Source organism: Gordonia insulae (assembly GCF_003855095.1).
GTDB lineage: Bacteria > Actinomycetota > Actinomycetes > Mycobacteriales > Mycobacteriaceae > Gordonia > Gordonia insulae.
Window position 1 is genome coordinate 3211088 of record NZ_CP033972.1, and the last position, 20461, is coordinate 3231548.

A 20461-nucleotide genomic window follows, 5' to 3' on the forward strand; every position below is an offset into this window, starting at 1 on the left:
CCGGCGCGCCGCTGACCGGCGCAGAAGCCGTGTCGACTGTCCTCGACGGCACCCGATACGCAACGATGGGCAGGTGAACGAGAGTGTCGATCAGTCACGTCGGTATCCGCGGGTGACCAGTTTCCGGTTCCGTCGGGGCTCGTTGACGACGGGCCAGCAGCGCAATTGGGAGACACTGTGGCCGCAGTTGGGCATCGACCTCCTGACCGGGGCCGACCAGGCGCCGCCCGCACCCGGGGAGACGCGCACGGCCCATCCGCCGCTGGATCTGCCCGCATTGTTCGGCCGCGATGCGCCGACCGTGCTGGAGATCGGTAGCGGCACCGGCATCTCCACCGCCGCGATGGCCGAGGCCGAACCGGACGTCGACGTGCTGGCGGTGGAGGTCTACAAACCCGGGTTGGCGCAGCTCGTCGGCCTGGTCGATCGCGGCGGCCTCACCAACATCCGGATGATCCGCGGCGATGCGGTGATGGTGCTGACCGAACTGCTTGGTCCGGAGAGCCTGACCGGAATCCGGGTCTTCTTCCCGGACCCGTGGCCGAAATCACGCCACCACAAACGCCGCCTGGTGCAGAGCGGCACCATCGAACTCATGGCCGACCGCCTCAAGCCCGGCGGTGTCCTGCACATCGCGACCGATCATGCGGACTACGCGGAGTGGATCGCCGAGCATCTCGCGACGCAGCATCGGGACCGCCCGCACGTCGTCTCGCTGACGACGGACCCACCGATCCTGCTGGACCGGCCGACCACGAAATTCGAGGGACGTGCCGAACGCGAGGGCCGCGGGGTCAACGAGTTCGTCTACACCCGGCCGCACCCCGCGACATCCCGACCCACCGAAGGCGGAACGCCATGACCGACAGCGCTGCGACGTCGGAGACTTCCACTGTCCCAACGTCTTCCACCACGGACGTGCCGTTCGCCGAGACCATCTCCGGCCACGGTGGGTCACCACGGGTCCTGCTGGTGTGGGACGCACCGAACATGGACATGGGTCTCGGCGCGATCCTCGGCGGCCGACCCACCGCCGCGTTCCGGCCGCGGTTCGATGCGCTGGGCCGGTGGCTGCTGCAGCGCACCGCCGACGTCTCGCGCGGCCCATCGGGCGCGGGGGTCGAGCCCGAGGCGACCGTGTTCACCAACATCGTGCCGGGCAGCGCCGACGTCGTACGCCCGTGGGTGGACGCCCTGCGCAATGTCGGATATGCGGTCTTCGCGAAGCCCAAACTGTCCGATGACAGCGATGTGGACGCCGACATGCTCGACCACATCGAACTTCGCAGGCACACTGTGGGTCTAGCTGGCCTCATCGTCGCCTCGGCCGACGGACAGGCGTTCCGCGAGCCGTTGCTCGAGGTGGCGGCGGAGGGGATCCCGGTCACCGTGATCGGTTTCCGGGAACACGCCAGCTGGGCATTGACCACCGAAGAGTTGGAGTTCGTCGACCTGGAGGACATTCCGGCCGTGTTCCGGGAGCCGTTGCCGCGTATCGGCCTCGACTCGCTGCCCGACGACGGGGCGTGGCTCACACCGTTCCGCCCCCTGCAGGCCCTGTTGCACTGACATCCTGGTGCTGACACGAGGTCCGCGCGGCCGACGACCAGCACCGCCGACTCAGCGATCACTCAGGACCGGCTGACAGAATCAACCGTCATCCTGACCGACCAACCAGTATCGACCGCATCACCACCGTGACCCAGGAAGGAACCAGGCGTGTTCGGAGCCATCGGCACTTTCGTTTATCGAATGCGCTTCGCCGTCATCGCCGTACTCATCGCGATGATGGCCGGCCTGGGACTCTACGGGCTGGACCTCGGCAAGTACCTCAGCCAGAGCGGCTGGTTCGACCCGACATCGCAGTCGGTCAAGGGTTCGGAGGTCGCCGACACCGCACTCGGCCGCGACCACCGGTCCGACATCATCCTGCTGATCACCCCGCCCGAGGGCACCACCGTCGACGATCCCGAGTTCGGCGCCAAGGTGGAGAACTTCGTCGATGACCTGATCGCCCAGCACGGCGACATCGTCAACCGTGAGGACCCGGGTCTCATCGACCCCTTCTACCTCCGCGATCAGTCGGCGACGTCGAAGGCCGCGCAGGAGACGATCCGCGCCCGCACCTTCACGCAGGACAAGGCGCACGCGTTCATCAGCATCGGCGTCAAGGGCGACGACGACACCACGATCCTGAAGAACTATCAGACGATCGAGCCGTTCTTCGACGACATACCGGAGAGATTCAACCTCGAGGGCACCACCTTCGAGATGGCCGGACTCCAACCCGTCGCGGGCAGTATGGCCGACGGGATGGACAAGGACATCCATCGAGCCGAGGTGATCGCGCTGCCCTTGGTGGCGATCATGCTCTTCTTCATCTTCGGCGGCGTCGTGGCCGCCTGTCTCCCGGTGCTCATCGGTGGTCTGACGATCGCCGGCTCGCTGGGCATCATGAAGATCCTCGCGCAGGTCACCGAGCTGAACATCTTCGCGCAGTCGGTCGTCACCCTGATCGGCCTGGGTATCGCGATCGACTACGGCCTGTTCATCGTCAGCCGGTTCCGAGAAGAACTCGCCGAGGGCTATTCCACCAGGGCCGCGGTCCGAAGAACCGTGATGACCTCCGGTCAGACGGTCGTGTTCTCCGCGACCATCATCGTCGCGGCACTCGCCTGCCTGCTGATCATGCCGCAGGGCTTCCTCAAGTCCGTGGCCTACGGCGCGATCGCCTCGGTGTCGCTGGCCGCGATCCTGTCGATCACCGTGCTCCCCGCGATCCTGGCCATCCTCGGACCCCGGATCGACGCCCTCGGCCTGCCGTTCCTGCGTCGCACCAAGACCAAGGAAGAGATCGAGAACGGCTTTTGGGGCCGGCTGGCCGGCTGGGTGATGCAGCACCCGGTCGCCACCGCCATCCCGACCGTCCTGATCCTGCTCGTGCTGACCATCCCGTTCGGCGGCATCAAGTTCGGCGGCATCAGTGAGGCCTACCTACCGCCGGACAACCCGAATCGTGTCGCGCAGGAGAACTTCGACAAGTTCTTCCCCACCGAGCGCACCGAAGAGATCAAGCTGGTCATCGCCTACGACCCGAACGACAACGACAGTGGCGAGAAGATCAACACGATCGCCACCGAGGCCAACAAGATCCCGGGATTCACCAAGCAGTTCAGCCCGAGTTCCGACGGCGGCGCCCTCACCGGCCAATACGGCGACAACGGGCCACAGATCCTGCAGATGTCGGCCGGCCTGGTGGACCGCAACACCGCCGCCGCGGCGATCAAGGACCTCAGATCCATCGACACGCAGGGGCTCACCATGTGGGTCGCCGGCACGCCGACGCTGACCCAGGACTCGATCGACGCGCTGATGTCGCGACTACCGATCATGGCGATCATGTTGGTCCTGGTGACCGGATTCCTGATGTTCCTGGCCTTCGGCTCGATCGTGCTGCCGATCAAGGCCGCGTTGATGACCGCGCTGGGCCTCGGTGCGACGTTGGGCATCCTCACCTGGATCTTCGTCGACGGCCACGGCGCCGAACTCGCCAACTTCACCCCGGGTCCGCTGTTCGCGGCCATCCTGGTGCTGATCATCGCGATCATCTTCGGCCTGTCCACCGACTACGAGATATTCCTGTTGTCCCGCATGGTCGAGGCCAGACAGAAGGGCGCCTCCACCACCGAGGCGGTCCGCGTCGGCACCGCGTACACGGGACGCATCATCACCGCCGCGGCGGCCATCCTGGTGGTGGTCACCGGCGCGTTCGGACTCTCCGAGATCGTGATGATGAAGTACATCGCGTACGGCATGATCGCGGCGCTGATCCTGGACGCGACGATCATCCGCATGCTGCTGGTGCCGTCGGTGATGAAGCTCCTCGGCGACGACTGCTGGTGGGCGCCGCGCTGGATGCAGACGATGCAGCGCAAGATCGGGCTCGGCGAGACCGTCCTCGACGACGAGCCCGACGAGCTCCGTGATGATGCCCACGCCCGCGCCCGGTCGGCGGGAACCATCGTCGCGGAGGCACCGACCTCCCAGATGGTCGCCGCCCCGCGTGCCGCCACGGCGCGCCCGGCCACGAGTGCCCGCACCTCGGTTCGCACGGCACCCAACCGTGGCGGGCCGGCGCGGCCCGCCGAACGACTGAACCCGGGCGCCCCCGAACGTCCGGCGCCGACGCCGTCCGGACCTCCCGCACCCGCGGGCGCAGCACCGGCCAACGGACCCGCGTCGCGCACCGGAAGGACTGCACCGCAACAGGATTCGAGCCAGCCCGAGCCGACCGACGCACGCCGGGGACCCTCCGCTCCCCCGTCTGGTGGCCAGCCCCGACCGGGCGCCGCACCGACGCCGCGCGGCCGGATCGGCCGTTCCCGTTCCCGCTCCGACGGCCCCGACACCGGCAGTTGGCGCCTCGGCGCGAGCGGTATCCGGCTGGGCGACGAGCCGGCCCGCCCGGCACCGCCCCGGCCGCCGTCGGGTCCGACGCCGCGGCAGTCCGGCCCGCAGCCGGCGGTTCCGCAGCGACCGCAGCCCCGGACTCCGCGCCCCGCGCCGCAGCAGGCCGCACCCGCGCAGCCGCAGCCGCCGCAGCCTGTCCAGCAGCCGACGCGGCGTGACGACTCCCCGCTCGTCCGGCGCCCGTCGTTGGACTCCACGGGCAAGCGCCCGCTGGCGGCATCCCTCGCACCCGAGGGGCAACGTCCCACGCCGCCGACGACACCTCGCCCGGACGGGTCACCGATGGATCGCGGCCTGAGCGAGACCCGGCCGCCGGCCGGTGACCGTCCGGCCGACGAGGACCGTCGCGACACCGACGCCAGGCGACGCGGCACGGACCGGCATGCGCGGTCGGAGGCCGATGGCGACGGTGCGCAGATCAGCGTGCAGGAACTGCTCCGGCGTAGCCGTTCGGACAGCTGACCTCTTTATCAATCAGGGCCCGCGCGGTATCAAACGTGCCCTTGGCATTGCAGAACTCCCGGAAACACCCGAACCATGGTGTGTTTCCGGGAGTTTCGCGTGTCATCAATCATCGAGGCCGTGCTCGATCGCGTACCGCGTCAGCTCCACCCGATTGCCGAGCTGCAACTTGCGCAGGGTCGCCTGGACGTGGTTCTCCACGGTGCGGTGGCTCAGCGACAGCCGACTCGCGATCTGCTTGGCGCTCAGCCCCTTCGCGACGTACCGCAACACCTCGGTCTCGCGGTCGGTCAGGGTCGGACGACTGTGGTCGGGGTCGGGCTGCGCCGACATCCGGCGGTACTCGCCGAGGATCAGCCCGGCGAGGCCGGGCGTGAACACCGCCTGCCCGTCTGCGGTCGCCCGGACCGCGGCGATCAACTCGGTCTTCGACGAGCTCTTCACCAGATATCCACTGGCGCCGGCCTTCACGGCCTCCAGCACGTCATCGCGCTCGTCGGAGGCCGACAGCACCAGGACGCGCGTCGACGGCGACACGTCGAGCACGGCCGCGGTCGCATCGGCGCCGCTGCCGTCGGGCAACTGCATGTCCATCAACACCACGTCGGGGGCCACCGCCGCGGCCCGACGACCCGCGCTGCCGACGCCGTCGGCGGTCGCGACCACCTCGAATCCCTCCTCCTCGAGGTCGCGGGCGACCCCGTCGCGCCACATCGGGTGGTCGTCGACCACCATCACCCGCAGTCGCGTCGTCGCGGTTTCCGCCGCAGCGGTTTCCGCCTTGTGATCCGCCATCATGCCTCCCGTTCCACCGGAATGGTCAGTTCCCATTCTGTGCCCGCGCCGGGTGCGGAATCGAGTGTGGCCGTCCCACCGAGCGATTCGACACGTCCGACGATCGACGTCGAGATACCCATCCGCCCCTGCCGCCGCGCCTCCTCGAGTCGCCCGGGCGCGATGCCCACCCCGTCGTCGCGGACGCTGACGACGACCCGGTCACCGAGATCCTCCAGCAGCACATACGCGCGGGCCCCGCCCCCGGCGTGATGCCCGACGTTGTCGAGCGCGTTGGTCACCACCGCGCGGATCTGCGCCGCGATCGCCGCATCGACCGGCACAGCCGACGCCGGCGCACTCACCGAGACGCGCTCGGCGGCGAAGGCACGCAGGATCGCGCCGAGGTCGGTGGTGGTCCGGTCCACGCCGATGTCGTCGGCAGCGTCGGAGATGAGCCGCCGCAGCGCTCGCTCCTGCTCGCCCGCGAGCTGCGCGAGTTCGGTGGTGGCACCGCCGATCTCGCGCCCCCGCTTGGCGATCAACGTGAGGACCTGCAACACGCCGTCGTGCACCTCACGGGACAGCCGCTCCCGCTCCTCCGTCGCGGCGGCGATCCCGGCCGCCTGCACGAGCACGGCGTGCGCGCGACGGGCGATCACCGCGGCCAGGCCGACGGCCATGCCGGTCGCGACGATGATGATGATCGTCGCGTTGCGGCCGAAGTTGAGGTCGAACGCGCCCTTCACGAAAGCGCTTGTGCCACCGACCAGCAGGCCACCGGCGATGCCCCAGATCGGTCCGGCGAGGAGCGCGACCGCGATGACCGCGTTGACCGCCCACAGCGTGGTGGGCCAGGTCTGGTTGTTGAACGCCCACGACTCGGTGGCCACATACGACGTCGACAGCATCATGCCGCAGGCCACCAGCACGTCGGCGGCGACCCACCAGCGGTTGCGGCCGAAGCCCACGTAGTAGGCGATCCCGCTCGCCAGGGTCCATGCGGTCAGGACGCCGAACAGCGCCCAGGCGAGGTCGTCGCGGAGCAGATCGTCGTTGATGGCGATCTGGAATCCGAGGGCGTAGAGGTAGGAGAGGAAACGGAACAGCTGCGCGGCGCGCCACAGCGGCCCCACCGGATCGGTGTCGGCCGCCTTCGCGAGCTGCGCGGCCCGGCTCGGGATGGTCCGGGCGGGTGCCCCGTCAGCCATCGTCGCGACGGTGCGCGGTCGGCCCATCGCCCGCGGGCCCGTCACCGCCGGACCCGGCGGCGTCGCCACCGTCCGGCGCCGGCGACCCGGTGTCCGCCGCGTCGGCGACGGCCTCGCGTCTGTCCCACCGCGGTTCGTCCGGCTCGGCCACGTACATCCGGCCGTCGGCCTCGGCCTGCCGGCGTCGCGCACTGGCCGCACTGCCGGACAGATGCCGGACCGCGGTGTTGCCGAACGCGATGATCGGGACGGCGAGCAGGCCCCCGACGATGCCCGCCGAGACGATGCCCGCCGCGATGCCCAGCACCACCGCCACCGGATGCAGGCGGACCGAGCGTCCCAGCAAGAATGGTTGCAGCACATGACTTTCCAGCTGCATCACGCCGACGACGATGGCCAGCGCGATGACCGCGGCGATCCAGCCCTGGGTGACCAGCGCGACCATCACCGCGAGCGTTCCGGTCGCCAGCGCGCCGACGATGGGGATGAACGCACCGAGGAACACCAGGGACGCGAGCGGAAGCGCCAAGGGCACACCGAGAATCGCCAGGCCGACACCGATGCCGAGGGCGTCTACGAAGGCCACCGCCACGGTGGCGCGGACATACCCGACGAGCGTGCCGAATCCGGCGGTGCCCGCCGCCCGGACGCGGCCACGGGTGCCGTGCGGCACCACCTTGGTGACGAACGTCCAGATCTGCCCACCGCCGTACAGGAAGAAGATGAGCAGGAACACGGCCAGCAGTGCACCGGTGATGATCTCGGTGGCGGTGGTCGCCGTTGCCAGCGCGCCGCTGGTCAGCTTGTCCTGGTTGTGCTGCAGGAAGTCGGTGAAGTCGTTGCCGAGATTGCGCACCTGCTCGTCGTCGACGTTGAACGGACCGTCGACGAGCCATTCGCGGGTGCGGTCGATGGTCACCGTGATCTGCTTGGTGAGGTCCGGGAAGCCGCGGATGGTCTCCTGCACCACGAACGTCAGGATCGACGCCAGCAGCGCCAGCGCGACGACCATGGTGACCACCACCGCCAGGGACCGCGGCACCCCTTTGCGGTCCAGGAAGTCGACGACGGGCACCAGCATCGCGGCCCCGAGAATGGCCAGCGCGACGGGTACCAGCACTTCCTCGAACTCGTGGAACACCCGGAGCAGGACATAGGCCGACGCCACGATGACCAGCAACCGCCAGCCCCATTCAGCGGTGGCGCGGACCAGCGGAGGGACTTTCGCGCGGTCCACGGCGGCCAGATCGACGGAATCGCTGTCGAAGGCACTCTCACGCCGCGAACGGCCGGTGGTGTCGGCGTCGCTCACGGTTGCCAGCCTAGCTGTGGATATGGTGTGGGCTATGTCGTCGGAGGGCCCGCGTGGCGGAGGTGTGACCACGCGGCCACGCTTCTGGTGGCTGCGGTGGGTGCTTCTCGCGATCGTACTGGTCGTCCTCGCCGTCGAGATCGTGCTCATCTCGCCGAGTCTCGAGGAGGCGTGGAAGCGGATCGGCGACCTCGATTGGGTCTGGGTCGCGGCCGCGATCGGCGCCGCACTCCTCTCGATGGACAGCTTTGCGCAGGTCCAGCGGGCGCTGTTGCGTTCGGGTGGGGTGCGGGTCACCCAATGGCAGTCCCTGTCGGTGATCCTGGCGTCCAACGCGGTCAGCCAGACCATGCCGGGCGGCCCGGTACTGGCCCCGGCCTTCGTCTACCGCGAGACACGCAAATGGGGTGCGACGCCGGTCGTCGCCTCATGGCAGGTGGTGATGTCCGGCCTGCTCGCCGGTGTCGGGCTCGCCGTCCTCGGATTCGGCGGCGCACTGTTGGCCGGCGCGAAGACGAGCCCGTTCTCCGTGGTGTTCTCCGTCGTCGGCTTCATCGCCGTCGCCGTGGTCTTCCAGTACCTGGCGAGCCACCCCGAGTCGCTGCAGAGCACCCTGCTGCGCATCCTGTCCTGGTTCAACCACGCCCGGAACAAGCCGCAGGACCACGGTCGTGACCGCGTCCTGGAGACCCTCGAACAACTGCGGGCCGTCCAGCTGACCCAGCGCGACCTGTCGATCTCGTTCGCCTGGAGCCTGTTCAACTGGATCGCCGACGTCGCCTGCCTGGCCTTCGCCTGCTGGGCCGTCGGGGCCCATCCCAGCATCGCCGGACTGATGGTCGCGTACGCGGCGGGCAAGGCGGTCGGCACCGCGGTTCCGCTGCTACCCGGTGGCATCGGGGTGGTCGACGCCGTGCTGGTCCCCGCGCTCACCAGCGCCGGGATGCCCGCGGCCGACGCGATCACCGCGGTCCTCGTGTACCGCCTGATCAGCTACGTGCTGATCGCGGCCATCGGCTGGATCGTCGTGGTGGTGAGGTTCCGGCACAACTTCCGCAAGGGCGACACCCTCGAGGAGGAGATGGGTCTCGATGACGCCGTCTCCGGGTCCGGGGACACCGGCTCAGGTCCCGATACCGCCGCCGACACCGACGACGCCCCGACGGACGAGAGTTCCCGCAGACCCGACGACCCGCTACCGTGAAAACCATGTCGAGGTCTCCCGGTGTCGCCGCGGTCGACGCCCCGACGTCGGGACGGCTGCCCATCCCGCTCACCGCACTGTTCGATCTCGTCGCCGTGACCGTGTTCGTGCTGATCGGGCGGGCCAGCCATGAAGAGGGTCTGGCGATCGTCGGGGTACTCCAGACACTGTGGCCGTTCGTGGTCGCCGCGGCGGCCGGATGGTCCATCGTCTACGTGTTGTCCCACGTCCGATCGAGCGACGACGGTTTCGGCCACGACTTCCGGCCTGAGCGGCCGTCCGCGGGCGTGACCGTGTGGTTCTGCACCGTCGTGGTCGCGATGATCCTGCGCTACCTGCTGCACCAGGGTGTCGCGGTGAGCTTCGTCATCGTCGCCACCATCGTGCTCGGCCTGTTCCTGATCGGCTGGCGCGTCGCGGTGAGCACGATCGCCCGCCGGCGCGGCCGCGTCACCGCCTGACCGGCTACCTGATCCGGAAGTACTTCTGCGCGACCTGCAGTGCGGCCGTCCCCGACTTGTCGCCCTCGCAATAGATCACGATCACCTTGCCGTCCTGCATCCCCAGGAACCAGCCCGGACCCTGCGGCCCGTTGGTGCCGACCAGCGCCTTCAGCCCCGGCGCGCGGGTGAGATCACTGGCATCGCCGGTCTTCGCGGTCTCCGTCATCGCCTTGATCACCGGGGCGGTGGTGGCGGCATCGAGTTCACCGAGCGCGCCGCCGACCACATTGGTCGGTACACCCTTGATGACGAACGGCGCGACCGAGGTCATCTGGCCCACCGAACTCCGGGCCAACGCGACGCCCAGCGCACCCATGTTCATCATCGATGCCTTGAGGTCGCCGGGCCGGAAGTCGACGGTCGTCACACCCGGCTGATCGGCGGTCGGCGCACTCGCCCCCGGGACGGTGAACTGGACGCCGAGGCCCAGCCGGTCCAGCACCGCGTCGGTCGACTCCTGGTTGGCGTTGGCCGTCCGATCCACTTCGGTGAGAACCGGATTCAGCGTGCTGCCGACGGGATAGACGCTGTCGACGTTGGTGCCGCGGTCGATCGCATAGCTGTTCTGCGCCATGCCGAGAATCGCGCCGGACATCGCGTCGAGCGCCATGATGGTCGCCGGTTGCCCGACCTCCACGGCAGCATCACCCAGGGTGAGCTGCAGGTTCTGGTCGACCGTGGTGTTCACGGACGGTCCGGGCGGCCCCTGTTCACCGGCGAGCTTGCGCGGTTTGATACCCGGGCCGACCATCTGGACCTGCCAACCCGCGGTGGCGTCACGAATCGCCTGCCAGTAGTTGGTGAGACCTGACTCCAGCGGCGAGGCGAGGCGGCGATCGGCCATCACGAGCATGCCGGCCTTGCGCACCACCACGCCGGGCACCGCATTCGGATCCGATTGCAGCACCTGCATGTCCGGATCGCGGAGGGTGACCGCGGTGATCGGCTTGCCCGGTGTCTCGGCCAGTTTCTCGGCGATCACCTGGTTCGTGATCAGCGGCGCGATCGGCGCCAGGGTGCGCGCGAGCGCCCGGGCGGACCGGTCGACGTCCTTGGTCCTCGTCGGATCGAGAATGATCTCGTTGACCGGCTGCAGGTACATGAACGTCTTGCCGGAGCGGCTGCGGACAGTCGGCGAGGGGGTGGCGTCGGTGCGGATCTCACGGAGCTGACCACCGTAGGGCAGCCCCGGATAGATGACCGACGGTTCCCAGGTGATCTTCCAGCCGGTCGACAGATGTCGCGCGGTCCCCGAACTCGTCGTCTCGAACGTGCGGTTCTTGGCCCAGCGATATGTCGTCTTCAGGGAGAAGGACGCGGTCCCGTCGCTGTACTCGACCGGCTTCTCGACGGTCATGTCGACGTGCTCGGCGTTCATCCCCTGCAACGTCTGCGTCAGCGCCTCGCCCGCCTGGCCGGGGGCCGTGGTGAACTTCGCCGCGCCGCCCGCATCCTGACGTTCCATGGCCGCCGCGAACTCGTTCACGGCTCCGGCGGCATCGTCCGACGAGCTCGACGCACCACATGCACTCAGCGCGACGACGCTGCTGGTGGCCACAGCGCAGACCAGCATCGGCGCGCGCTTCACCCAGATCTTCATAGTCTCAATTTTCACTCTTGTCACACTGGATTTCGATGCCGCCAGCTTCCATTCGGGGATCAGAGGGGTCACGATCCTGTCTCGGGGTGGCTGTTCGGTGGGCGGCGCCACATGCGGGGGCCCGGACGCGTCGGCCCATAATGGGGCATGGGCTTTCGAGTGATTCCTGCCGAAGACCGTGAGGTGACGACGATCGACTGGCTCACGTCCCGCCATAGCTTCTCCTTCGGCGACTACTACGACCCATCAAACACCCATCACGGTGTTTTGTCGGTTAATAACGATGACGTTGTCGCACCGTTACACGGCTTCGACACCCATTCGCACCGCGAGTCCGAAATCGTCACGTGGGTCACGTCCGGCTCACTGGTTCACCAGGATTCCGAAGGGCACTCGGGGATCGTCTATCCCGGTTTGGCACAACGGATGAGCGCGGGAACGGGTGTCCTGCACTCGGAGCGGAACGACACCTGGGCGGAGCGCCCCGACGCCGGGGTGACACCCGCCCGATTCGTGCAGATGTGGGTGATGCCCGACGAGTCCGGCCTCACTCCCTCCTATGCGCAGAGTGAGGTCGACTCCGAGTTGACCGACGGCCGGCTGGTCGCGATCGCATCGGGTGACCCGACCTGCGATTCGGCCATCCGGATCGCCAACCGATCCGCCACCCTGTTCGCCGCCCGCCTCGCCGTCGGCTCGTCGGTCGCGATGCCGGCGGCACGATACGTCCACCTGTTCGTGACGCGCGGGTCGCTCCACCTGGCCGGCACGCCGTTGGGTACCGGCGACGCGGTGCGCGGCACCGATCTCGGCGGCGAATCGCTGACCGCTGCGGCCGATGCCGAGATCCTCATCTGGGCGATGGACCGCGATCTAGGTGATCTCATGACCTGACCCGCGGGCGGCGCCTATCGCGCGTCGTCGAGGGCGTGCAGATTCTTGGCGGTCGGTGACTTCGCCACCGACTCCGGGTCCGGGTACGTGCGCAGCAACCGATCAGCCGTGCCCGAGGTGGTGACGGTGAACCAGTAGTGCTCGTTGCGGTAGTGGTGGAAACGGTGGTTGCGCCAGGTCGCACGATAGAGCCGCGACCGCGGCTTGTAGTCGGTGTGGATCAGGTAGTGCGTCCACTCGTAGACGATGCCGAGCAGACCGAGCACCACCAGGAACGTCAGGCCGCGTTCGATGCTGTCGAACACCACCAACCCGACGAACAGTGCGGCGATCAGCACCGGGATCAGGGCTCGCCAGGGGATGAAGATCAGCGGGATGTCGCGGGGATCGTTGTGGTGTTCGCGGTGTTTACGCGCCAGCAAGGTGTCGAGGGTGATCGGACCGACCCGCTTGGGCCGCCAATGCAGGATGAACACGTGGATCAGCCATTCGGCGACCGGGAACACCGCGGCCATGACGACCGGCACCAGTAGGTCCGCGAGTCCCCATCCGCCGATCCACACGCGGGCGACGACGGCCGCCACCAGGAACACCGAGATCATCCACGGCGACGGATGCCTGACGAACTCGGCGAACGCCGAACGCAATGTCACCTTCCGGCGGGACGTCCGCGCCGTCGTGTTGACCGATTCCGACATCTGTTGCCTCCGTTACCGATTCACACCGTCTGAGGTATCGGCCGCCAGCGCCTCGCACAGTGCCAGCAGCGCCTCGGTCGCCGGCGCGAGCAGGGCGCGCGCCGCATCCTCGGCCTCGGTGGGACGGCGATCCTCGATCGCGTCGACCACCCTGCCGTACCCGGCGACATTGCCCACCTCGGGTTCGAGTACCGCGGCGAGCGCGGGCAGAGCGGGCTCGTAGGCGGCGCGCAACGAGTTGTACATCAGCCGGAACGCGATCGAATCGGCCGCGTCGATCACCCGGCTCCAGAACTCGAGCGCGATCACCTGCTGCGCGATCGGATCGGACTCGGCGGCCAGGTGCGCCACACAGTCCCGCATCGGCGCGACCGCGTCGTGGTCGGCGCGGCGCGCCGCCAGCTCGGCGACCTTGGGCCCCACCAGCGCCCGCGCCTCGACGATGGACCGCGCGACCGCGGGGTCCAGCTCTCCGTTGCGGACCAGCAGTCGCGGCAGGAGGTCGAGCCCGCCGGAGGACGCCGGGTCGAGCACCCGAGTGCCTTGCCCCTGCCGGATCGACACGAGGCCGGCACCCGCGACCCGACGCAGCGCCTCCCGCACCGCGGGCCTCGACACCCCGAGCATCCGCGCGAGTTCCCGCTCGCTCGGCAGGGTGTCGCCCGCGGGGAGGTCCCCGGACAGCACCCCCTCGACGATCTGCTCGTAGACATCCTCGGGGACGCTGCGGGGTGCGATCGGCTCGAACGGCATGCCGGTCACGCTACGACTCGGCGGTCAGGTGGTCAAGTGGTCAGACCAGTAGGTGGCAGACCGTCGGTGGCGCTGCCGCTGTCGCCCACCACAGCCTTCGGGGATCGCGGCGGCTGCTGGCATCGGCGAAGTTCGGCCCCGTGAGCGTCCGCCGAGGGGATATCCCCTCGGCCGGCCCTGAGGGAGCAGATCTCAGCAGCCGGAAACCCGCCGACACCTCGGAAGCACCGACCATGACCCCGGTCGGGTCAGCGCAAGGACTCCAGCAGCCGCAGCCAGACCTCACTGACCGTCGGATACGACGGGACCGCGTGCCACAGGCGATCGACGGTCACCTCGCCGACCACCGCGACCGTCGCCGAATGAACGAGCTCGGCGGTTTCGGCGCCGACGAACGTGGCACCGACCAGGACGTCACGCGATCGGTCGATGACGAGCTTCGCGTGACCCGCGTAGTCGGGCGAGACGAGATAGGAGCCGGCGACCGCGATGTCCGTTTCCGCGATCACCACGTCGATACCGTCGTCGCGGGCCTGCGCCTCCGTCCGCCCGACCGAGGCCATCTCCGGCCGGGTGAACACCACCTGCGGGATGGCGTCACGATCGGCCGACGCGGTGAATCGTGCGCCGTCGAGCGGATGCCCCTCGGCGCGCGCGGCGATCACGTCGCCGGCCACGCGGCCCTGGTACTTGCCCATGTGGGTCAGTGCGACCCGCCCGTTGACGTCACCGACGGCATAGAGCCACGGGTGACCGGGGACGCCCATGTGGTCATCCACGCGCAGCGGACCTGTGCTCTCGATGCCCAGCACGTCGAGACCGAGATCGGTTGTCGCCGGCGACCTTCCGGCGGCCACCAGGATCTCGTCGACGTCGAGCACCGAGCTGCCGGCGCCCTCGTCCACCGTCACCCGCGCCGGACCGCCGTGGATGTGCCCGTAACCGGTGTCCGCGACGTCGGGCCGCTCGACGGCCGAGATCTGCGCACCGAACCGGATGTCGACGCCGCGCCGGGCCAGTCCCGTGGCGACCTGCTCGCCCACGAACGGTTCCGCCTTGGGCAGCAGACGGTCACCCCGGATCACCATCGTCAGGTCCCGGACCCCGAGGTCGAGCAGCCAGGTGACCGCCTCGCACGCGACGACCCCGCCGCCGAGCACCACCATCCGTTCCGGGACCTCGACCATGTTGGTCGCATCCCGCGACGTCCAGGGCCGCGCCTCCCGCAGTCCCGGGATCGGCGGCACCGACGCCGTGCTGCCGGTCGCCACCACCACCGCCTCGCGCGCGACGATCCGGCGGTCGAATCCCCCGTCACTTCGCTCGCCCCGGCCACTCTCCCCGCCATCCCCCACCGCGACCTCCCGCTCACCGACGATCCGGCCGTGTCCCCGGATGACCTCGATGCCCGCGCCGGACGCCCAGTCGACCTGCGAGCTGTCGTCGCGCCGGTGGGTGATGGTGTCGCGCCACCCGAGGACCGCGGTGACGTCGGGGGTCGGGTTGCTCAACTGCTCGCGCGCCCCCGGCAATCCGGCCGCGGCGGCGAGGGCGGCGCCCGGACCGAGCAGCCCCTTGCTCGGCATGCACGCCCAATAGGAACACTCACCCCCGACGAGTTCGTGTTCGATGATCGCCGCGGTGCGATCGCTGCCCCTGATGGCGTAGTCGGCGGCGTTCTCGCCGACCGGTCCGCCGCCGATCACGACGACGTCATATGTGCTGATGTCGGTTGCTCCGGTCATGCCACCACCGTAGAGCGATTCAGCTACGCGCAGAGCGGGCTGACGAATCCCCGGATGCAGTGCCAAGATGGGCGGGTGACCGCTTCACAGACTGACACCACGCCCGAATCCGGTATCGATCTCAGCTGGGTCGACGCCGGCACCCGCGTCCAGGACGACCTGTTCGCCCACGTGAACGGCAAGTGGCTGGAGAGCCACGTGATCCCCGACGACCGGTCGGTGGACGGCGCCTTCCACGTGCTGCGCGACCGCGCCGAGGAGAACGTGCGCGACATCATCACCGCCTGTGCCGGTTCCGATCCGGAGAGCGGGACCGACGCCCAGAAGATCGGCGACCTGTACGCGTCCTTCATGGACACCGACCACATCGACGCCCTCGGCATCGGACCGATCAGCGGCGAGCTGGACAAGATCGCGGCCATCACGTCGACCGACGAGTTGAGCACCCGCATCGGTCGGCTCCAGCGACATGGCGTCGGGGGACTCTTCGGCCTCTACGTCGACACCGATGCCAAACAGTCCGACCGCTACCTCGTGCATCTCGTGCAGTCCGGCCTCGGGCTGCCCGACGAGTCCTACTACCGAGAGGACAAGCACGCCGAGACCCGGGATGCCTACGTCGCGCACGTCGGCCGGATGTTCACGCTGGCCGGGTTCGACGACGCGCCGGCCCGCGCACAGACCATTCTCGATCTGGAGACGGCGCTGGCCGCCCATCATTGGGACGTCGTGCGCCGCCGCGACGCCGACCTCACCTACAACCTGATGTCCCTCGCCGACTTCACCGAGGCGGCAGGCACATTCGGTGTCGATGCATGGCTCGGCGGACTCGGCACCACCGGCGACGCCACCTTCGCCCAGATCGTCGTCGGACAGCCGTCCTTCGTCAGCGGCGCGGCCGAGTTGATCGCATCGCGTCCGCTCGAGGACTGGAAGACCTGGCTGACCTGGCGCCTGCTGCGGTCGGCCGCCGGCTACCTGTCGTCGGAGTTCGTCGACGAGAATTTCGACTTCTACGGTCGTACGCTCACCGGCGCCGAATCGATCCGCGATCGCTGGAAGCGCGGCGTCGGCTTCGTCGAGGACGCGATGGGGTTCGCCGTCGGAAAGCTGTACGTCGACAAGCACTTCGGGCCCGACGCGAAGGCTCGGATGGACGAACTGATCGACAACCTGGTCGCCGCCTACCGCCGCAACATCTCCGATCTAGACTGGATGACCCCGGCCACCCGGGAGAAGGCGCTCGCCAAGCTGGGCAAGTTCACCCCCAAGATCGGTTTCCCGGCCCACTGGCGCGACTACGGCGCCCTGACCGTCGACCGCGGAGACCTGATCGGGAACGTCGCGCGCGCTTCGTCGTTCGAGCAGGATCGGGAGTTCGCCAAGATCGGCCGCCCGGTCGATCACGACGAGTGGTTCATGACGCCGCAGACCGTCAACGCCTATTACAACCCGGGCATGAACGAGATCGTGTTCCCGGCCGCGATCCTGCAGCCGCCGTTCTTCGACCCCGACGCCGACGACGCCGCCAACTACGGCGGGATCGGCGCGGTCATCGGGCACGAGATCGGCCACGGGTTCGACGACCAGGGTGCCAAGTACGACGGTGACGGCAATCTCGTCGACTGGTGGACCGACGACGATCGAACCGAATTCTCCGCGCGCACACGCAAATTGATCGACCAGTACAGCGAGTTCACGCCGGACGGCCTGGCCGACGAGTACAAGGTCAACGGCGAGTTCACCATCGGCGAGAACATCGGCGACCTGGGCGGCCTATCGATCGCGCTAGTCGCCTACCGGCTCGCGACGGAGGGCACCACACCCCCGGATATCGACGGCCTGTCCGGTGTCCAGCGGGTCTTCTACAGCTGGGCCCAGATCTGGCGGACCAAGACCCGCGACGCCGAGGCGATCCGACGGCTGTCGATCGACCCGCACTCCCCGCCCGAGTTCCGGTGCAACGGAGTGGTCCGCAACATCGACGCGTTCTACGACGCGTTCGACGTGACCCCCGGGGACCAGCTCTTCCTCGACAGAGCTGATCGCGTGCACATCTGGTGAACGCCGACGACCTCTCGCGCGGCCCGCAGGACTCGGCCGCACCGGTACCCGGGCTGCGCGAGGGGGTCGGGCGTCGCCAGGTCACCCTGGCGATCGTGCGGCCGATCATCGCGGCCACGATCCTGCTGACCGGCTACTTCCTCTTGCCGATCGCCAAGGAGAGCTCGGCGAACCTGATCGGACTCACCATCGGCGCCGCGTTACTGATCGCCTTCTGTGGCTGGGAGATCCGACATTTCGTGCATTCGGAGTTCCCGGTCGCCACGGCCATCGAGATGCTCGTGGCGATCGCCGCCCTCTACATCGTCGCGTTCGCGACGACGTACTACCTCTTCTCGGAGTACGGGCACGGCAGCTTCAACGAACACCTGACCCGGATCGATGCGCTGTATTTCTGCCTGACCGTCTTCACCACAACGGGTTTCGGCGACATCGCGGCCGATTCCCAATCGGCCCGGGTGGCCGTGTCGATTCAGATGGCCAGCACGCTGGTCCTGCTCGGTCTGGGTCTCCGGTTCCTCAACCTGCTGGTGAACGCGCGCGTGCGGCGCTGACCGGAGCACCCCGGCCGTCGCGGCAACCAGAGGTCCTACGCTGGCCGACGTGACCATGCACCACAACACGGTGCCCGACGTCTGGTCGTCGTGGACGGCGACCCCGCTCGTCTGGGCACTCCTGGCAATCGCGACGCTCTGCTATCTCCTCGCCGTTCGCCGCGCCGACCACTGGCCGCAGGTGCGCACCGTGTGCTGGTTCGTCGCGATCGCCGGATTCGTCGTCGCACTCAACTCCGGCCTCGCGACATTCGCCCACCATCTGTTCTGGGCGCACATGGTGGTGCACCTGGTGATGATCACCGTGATCCCGGTGTTCCTGGTGTTCGCACAACCGATCCGGTTGGCCACGGTCGCCCTCGACCGGCGCGGCGCGCGTCGCGTCGAACGATTCATGGACAGCCGCGCCATACGGTTCGTGACGGCGCCCTACCTCACGGTCCCCCTGTACACCGCCGTGCTGGTGCTCACGCACCTCACCGGTTTCCAACAGCGGATGGCCGAGCACATGTGGATCCACGACGCCGAACTCGTGCTCTACCTGGTGAGCGGCTACCTGATGCTGCTACCACTCATCGGCGACGAGCTCACCGGCCACGACTACACGTACCTGGTCAGGTTCGCCACCTTGTTGCTGTCGATGGGTGCGGACACGTTTGTCGGCGTCATCCTCATGCTGACCGGCTACGACCTGGCCCCGGGTTTCGCGCAGTCCCGGATGGGCTGGCCCGCACACGCGATCCTCAACCCGTCCGCGATGAACGACCAGAGCGCCGCCGGTGCCATCATGTGGTGGGCCGGCGACGGACTGATGATGGTGCTGCTGGTTGTGCTCGCGTGGCAGTGGATCCGGGCCGAGGGACTCGGCCGGGGACGCCAGGTCTCCGCTGCCGAGCATCTCGGCACCCGGCGCCCGTCGTTCCTCGAATCCGCCCGGCAGGATGCGCTGGGCGCGGAATCCATCCGCGTCGACGACGATGATGCCGCGCTGGCCGCCTACAACGCGCGGCTGGCCGCCCTGAACGGACACAGCGCCCGCGAGAGGTGACCCCTCGCGGGCGCTGTCCACAGAGTGACGACTCTCAGTAGTCCTCGTCCTCGTACACCACCATGCCGCGGATGTTGTTGCCCGCCAGCATGTCGTCGTAGGCCTCGTTGATCTGATCCAGACGGTAGGTCTGGGTGACGAGGTCGCTGAGGTTGAGCTTCCCGGCGCGGTATTCGTTGAGCAGCGTCGGGACCTGCGTCCGCGGGCTCGCGCCACCGAAGATGGCACCCTGCACCCGCTTCTGCAGCAATGTGAGCTCGAAGAGGTTCATCTGCGCGTCGCTGTCCGCGAAGTTGCCCATACCGGTCACGATCACCTGACCGCCCTTGCCGGTGAGGCTGAGCGCGGGCTGGATCATCGAGCCGTCGATCTCGCCGACGGTGAGGATGGTCGTGTTGGCCATCTTGCCCCAGCTGATCTCGCCGATGACGGGCAGCGCCTCCTCCATCGAGGAGAACGTGTGCGTGGCACCCAACTTCTCGGCCATCTGCAGCTTGAACGGCACCGGGTCCACGGCCGCGACGATGCGCGCGCCGGCAGCCGCGGCGCCCTGGATCGAGTTGATCCCGACGCCACCGATACCGACCACCACCACGACGTCACCGGCGTGCGTGGCACCGATCTCCACCGCCGAACCCCATCCGGTGGCGACACCACAGCCGAGCAACGCGGCTTCCTTCAGGGGGATGTCGTCCTCGATCTTGACCAGGGACGCCTGGTTCACGGTGATGTAGGGCGCGAATGTGCCGAGCAGACACATCTGCGTGAGTCCCTCACCCGCCGAGGTCTGGGCACGGTGGGTGTTGTCGGAGATGGACAGACCGCTCAGCAACCGCGCGCCCTCGTCGCAGAAGTTCTGGTCACCACGCGAACACGGCTCACACACACCACACGCCGGGATGAAGGCGGTGACGACGTGGTCGCCCTCCTTCAGGTTCGTCACGCCCGGTCCGACCTTGTGCACGATGCCGGCGCCCTCGTGGCCGCCGAGTACCGGGAACGGGACCGGACTGTCGCCGGTCCGGAGGTGATGATCGGAATGGCACAGGCCCGAGCTGACCAGTTTGACCTGGACCTCACCGGCCACCGGATCTCCGAGCTCGAATTCCTCGATGACCCACGGGCCACCTGTTTCGCGGAGAATTGCCCCCTTGGTTTTCATCGCGCTC

The 20461-nt window shown here is 68.4% G+C and carries 17 protein-coding genes; 9 read left to right on the forward strand and 8 right to left on the reverse strand.

Annotated elements, in window-relative coordinates; translation table 11 throughout:
- The first annotated feature begins 55 nt into the window (after window positions 1-55).
- From trmB to D7316_RS14605, 3 genes are all read left to right on the forward strand, one after another.
- Window positions 56-862, forward strand: coding sequence for a tRNA (guanosine(46)-N7)-methyltransferase TrmB (gene trmB, locus D7316_RS14595; RefSeq protein WP_124711349.1), 807 nt, complete (start codon window positions 56-58; stop codon window positions 860-862).
- Window positions 859-1569 carry an NYN domain-containing protein gene (locus tag D7316_RS14600; RefSeq protein WP_232016918.1) on the forward strand — a complete coding sequence of 237 codons (711 nt, stop codon included), beginning with the start codon at window positions 859-861 and terminating at the stop codon, window positions 1567-1569. The genes trmB and D7316_RS14600 overlap by 4 nt, the downstream gene beginning before the upstream one ends.
- 150 nt (window positions 1570-1719) lie before the next feature.
- A complete protein-coding gene (locus tag D7316_RS14605) occupies window positions 1720-4932 on the forward strand; it encodes an MMPL family transporter (RefSeq protein ID WP_124708888.1) in 3213 nt (1070 codons plus the stop codon).
- A gap of 105 nt (window positions 4933-5037) precedes the next feature.
- On the opposite strand, the gene D7316_RS14610 is transcribed toward D7316_RS14605, so the two are convergent.
- Genes D7316_RS14610 through D7316_RS14620 form a run of 3 tightly spaced genes read right to left on the reverse strand, consistent with a single transcriptional unit; the run spans window position 5038 to window position 8229 of the window.
- The gene (locus tag D7316_RS14610; protein ID WP_124711351.1) at window positions 5038-5727 is read right to left on the reverse strand and encodes a response regulator; all 690 of its coding nucleotides are present in this window, start codon (window positions 5725-5727) and stop codon (window positions 5038-5040) included.
- Entirely contained in the window at window positions 5727-6917 is a 1191-nt protein-coding gene (macS, locus tag D7316_RS14615) for a MacS family sensor histidine kinase (RefSeq protein WP_124708889.1), read from the reverse strand. The genes D7316_RS14610 and macS overlap by 1 nt, the downstream gene beginning before the upstream one ends.
- Window positions 6910-8229, reverse strand: a complete 1320-nt coding sequence (locus D7316_RS14620) for an AI-2E family transporter (RefSeq protein ID WP_124708890.1) — start codon at window positions 8227-8229, stop codon at window positions 6910-6912. Before D7316_RS14620 ends, macS begins: the two co-directional genes overlap by 8 nt.
- A 34-nt stretch (window positions 8230-8263) precedes the next feature.
- On the opposite strand from D7316_RS14620, the gene D7316_RS14625 reads away from it, so the two are divergent.
- Together D7316_RS14625 and D7316_RS14630 are read left to right on the forward strand one after the other, a co-directional pair.
- Window positions 8264-9433: a lysylphosphatidylglycerol synthase transmembrane domain-containing protein gene (locus D7316_RS14625; RefSeq protein WP_124708891.1), complete on the forward strand. Its 1170-nt coding sequence runs from the start codon at window positions 8264-8266 to the stop codon at window positions 9431-9433.
- Window positions 9434-9438: 5 nt separating this feature from the next.
- On the forward strand, window positions 9439-9894 hold the full coding sequence (locus tag D7316_RS14630) for a DUF3054 domain-containing protein (RefSeq protein WP_124708892.1): 456 nt from the start codon (window positions 9439-9441) through the stop codon (window positions 9892-9894).
- A gap of 4 nt (window positions 9895-9898) precedes the next feature.
- Here the strand turns inward: D7316_RS14630 and D7316_RS14635 are convergent, their stop codons facing one another.
- A complete protein-coding gene (locus D7316_RS14635; protein WP_124708893.1) occupies window positions 9899-11536 on the reverse strand; it encodes an NTF2-like N-terminal transpeptidase domain-containing protein in 1638 nt (545 codons plus the stop codon).
- A gap of 147 nt (window positions 11537-11683) precedes the next feature.
- Here D7316_RS14635 and D7316_RS14640 point away from each other — a divergent pair, with 147 nt between their 5' ends.
- Window positions 11684-12430 carry a pirin family protein gene (locus D7316_RS14640; RefSeq protein WP_124708894.1) on the forward strand — a complete coding sequence of 249 codons (747 nt, stop codon included), beginning with the start codon at window positions 11684-11686 and terminating at the stop codon, window positions 12428-12430.
- Window positions 12431-12444: 14 nt separating this feature from the next.
- Here D7316_RS14640 and D7316_RS27150 read toward each other — a convergent pair whose 3' ends face one another.
- The 3 genes from D7316_RS27150 to D7316_RS14650 all read right to left on the reverse strand — a co-directional run bounded on the left by D7316_RS27150 (window position 12445) and on the right by D7316_RS14650 (window position 15626).
- Entirely contained in the window at window positions 12445-13128 is a 684-nt protein-coding gene (locus D7316_RS27150) for a sterol desaturase family protein (RefSeq protein WP_164473797.1), read from the reverse strand.
- A 12-nt stretch (window positions 13129-13140) separates the two neighbouring features.
- A complete protein-coding gene (locus tag D7316_RS27155) occupies window positions 13141-13881 on the reverse strand; it encodes a FadR/GntR family transcriptional regulator (protein WP_164473798.1) in 741 nt (246 codons plus the stop codon).
- 248 nt (window positions 13882-14129) lie between these two features.
- A complete protein-coding gene (locus D7316_RS14650) occupies window positions 14130-15626 on the reverse strand; it encodes a dihydrolipoyl dehydrogenase family protein (RefSeq protein WP_124708895.1) in 1497 nt (498 codons plus the stop codon).
- 54 nt (window positions 15627-15680) lie between these two features.
- On the opposite strand from D7316_RS14650, the gene D7316_RS14655 reads away from it, so the two are divergent.
- Genes D7316_RS14655 through D7316_RS14665 form a run of 3 tightly spaced genes read left to right on the forward strand, consistent with a single transcriptional unit; the run spans window position 15681 to window position 19292 of the window.
- Window positions 15681-17690 carry a M13 family metallopeptidase gene (locus D7316_RS14655; protein WP_124708896.1) on the forward strand — a complete coding sequence of 670 codons (2010 nt, stop codon included), beginning with the start codon at window positions 15681-15683 and terminating at the stop codon, window positions 17688-17690.
- A complete protein-coding gene (locus tag D7316_RS14660; protein WP_124708897.1) occupies window positions 17687-18244 on the forward strand; it encodes a potassium channel family protein in 558 nt (185 codons plus the stop codon). Before D7316_RS14655 ends, D7316_RS14660 begins: the two co-directional genes overlap by 4 nt.
- A 55-nt stretch (window positions 18245-18299) precedes the next feature.
- Window positions 18300-19292, forward strand: coding sequence for a cytochrome c oxidase assembly protein (locus D7316_RS14665; RefSeq protein WP_124711352.1), 993 nt, complete (start codon window positions 18300-18302; stop codon window positions 19290-19292).
- A 34-nt stretch (window positions 19293-19326) separates the two neighbouring features.
- Here D7316_RS14665 and D7316_RS14670 read toward each other — a convergent pair whose 3' ends face one another.
- Entirely contained in the window at window positions 19327-20454 is a 1128-nt protein-coding gene (locus D7316_RS14670) for an NDMA-dependent alcohol dehydrogenase (RefSeq protein ID WP_124708898.1), read from the reverse strand.
- Window positions 20455-20461 lie beyond the last annotated feature (7 nt).

Excerpts from the sequence above, each read along its gene's own strand:
- D7316_RS14600 (WP_232016918.1), top strand. The coding sequence starts at position 859 with ATGACCGACAGCGCTGCGACGTCGGAGACTTCCACTGTCCCAACGTCT.
- D7316_RS14610 (WP_124711351.1), bottom strand. The coding sequence starts at position 5,727 with ATGGCGGATCACAAGGCGGAAACCGCTGCGGCGGAAACCGCGACGACG.
- macS (WP_124708889.1), bottom strand. The coding sequence starts at position 6,917 with ATGGCTGACGGGGCACCCGCCCGGACCATCCCGAGCCGGGCCGCGCAG.
- D7316_RS14625 (WP_124708891.1), top strand. The coding sequence starts at position 8,264 with ATGTCGTCGGAGGGCCCGCGTGGCGGAGGTGTGACCACGCGGCCACGC.
- D7316_RS14630 (WP_124708892.1), top strand. The coding sequence starts at position 9,439 with ATGTCGAGGTCTCCCGGTGTCGCCGCGGTCGACGCCCCGACGTCGGGA.
- D7316_RS14635 (WP_124708893.1), bottom strand. The coding sequence starts at position 11,536 with ATGAAGATCTGGGTGAAGCGCGCGCCGATGCTGGTCTGCGCTGTGGCC.
- D7316_RS14640 (WP_124708894.1), top strand. The coding sequence starts at position 11,684 with ATGGGCTTTCGAGTGATTCCTGCCGAAGACCGTGAGGTGACGACGATC.
- D7316_RS27150 (WP_164473797.1), bottom strand. The coding sequence starts at position 13,128 with ATGTCGGAATCGGTCAACACGACGGCGCGGACGTCCCGCCGGAAGGTG.
- D7316_RS27155 (WP_164473798.1), bottom strand. The coding sequence starts at position 13,881 with ATGCCGTTCGAGCCGATCGCACCCCGCAGCGTCCCCGAGGATGTCTAC.
- D7316_RS14650 (WP_124708895.1), bottom strand. The coding sequence starts at position 15,626 with ATGACCGGAGCAACCGACATCAGCACATATGACGTCGTCGTGATCGGC.
- D7316_RS14655 (WP_124708896.1), top strand. The coding sequence starts at position 15,681 with ATGCAGTGCCAAGATGGGCGGGTGACCGCTTCACAGACTGACACCACG.
- D7316_RS14665 (WP_124711352.1), top strand. The coding sequence starts at position 18,300 with ATGCACCACAACACGGTGCCCGACGTCTGGTCGTCGTGGACGGCGACC.
- D7316_RS14670 (WP_124708898.1), bottom strand. The coding sequence starts at position 20,454 with ATGAAAACCAAGGGGGCAATTCTCCGCGAAACAGGTGGCCCGTGGGTC.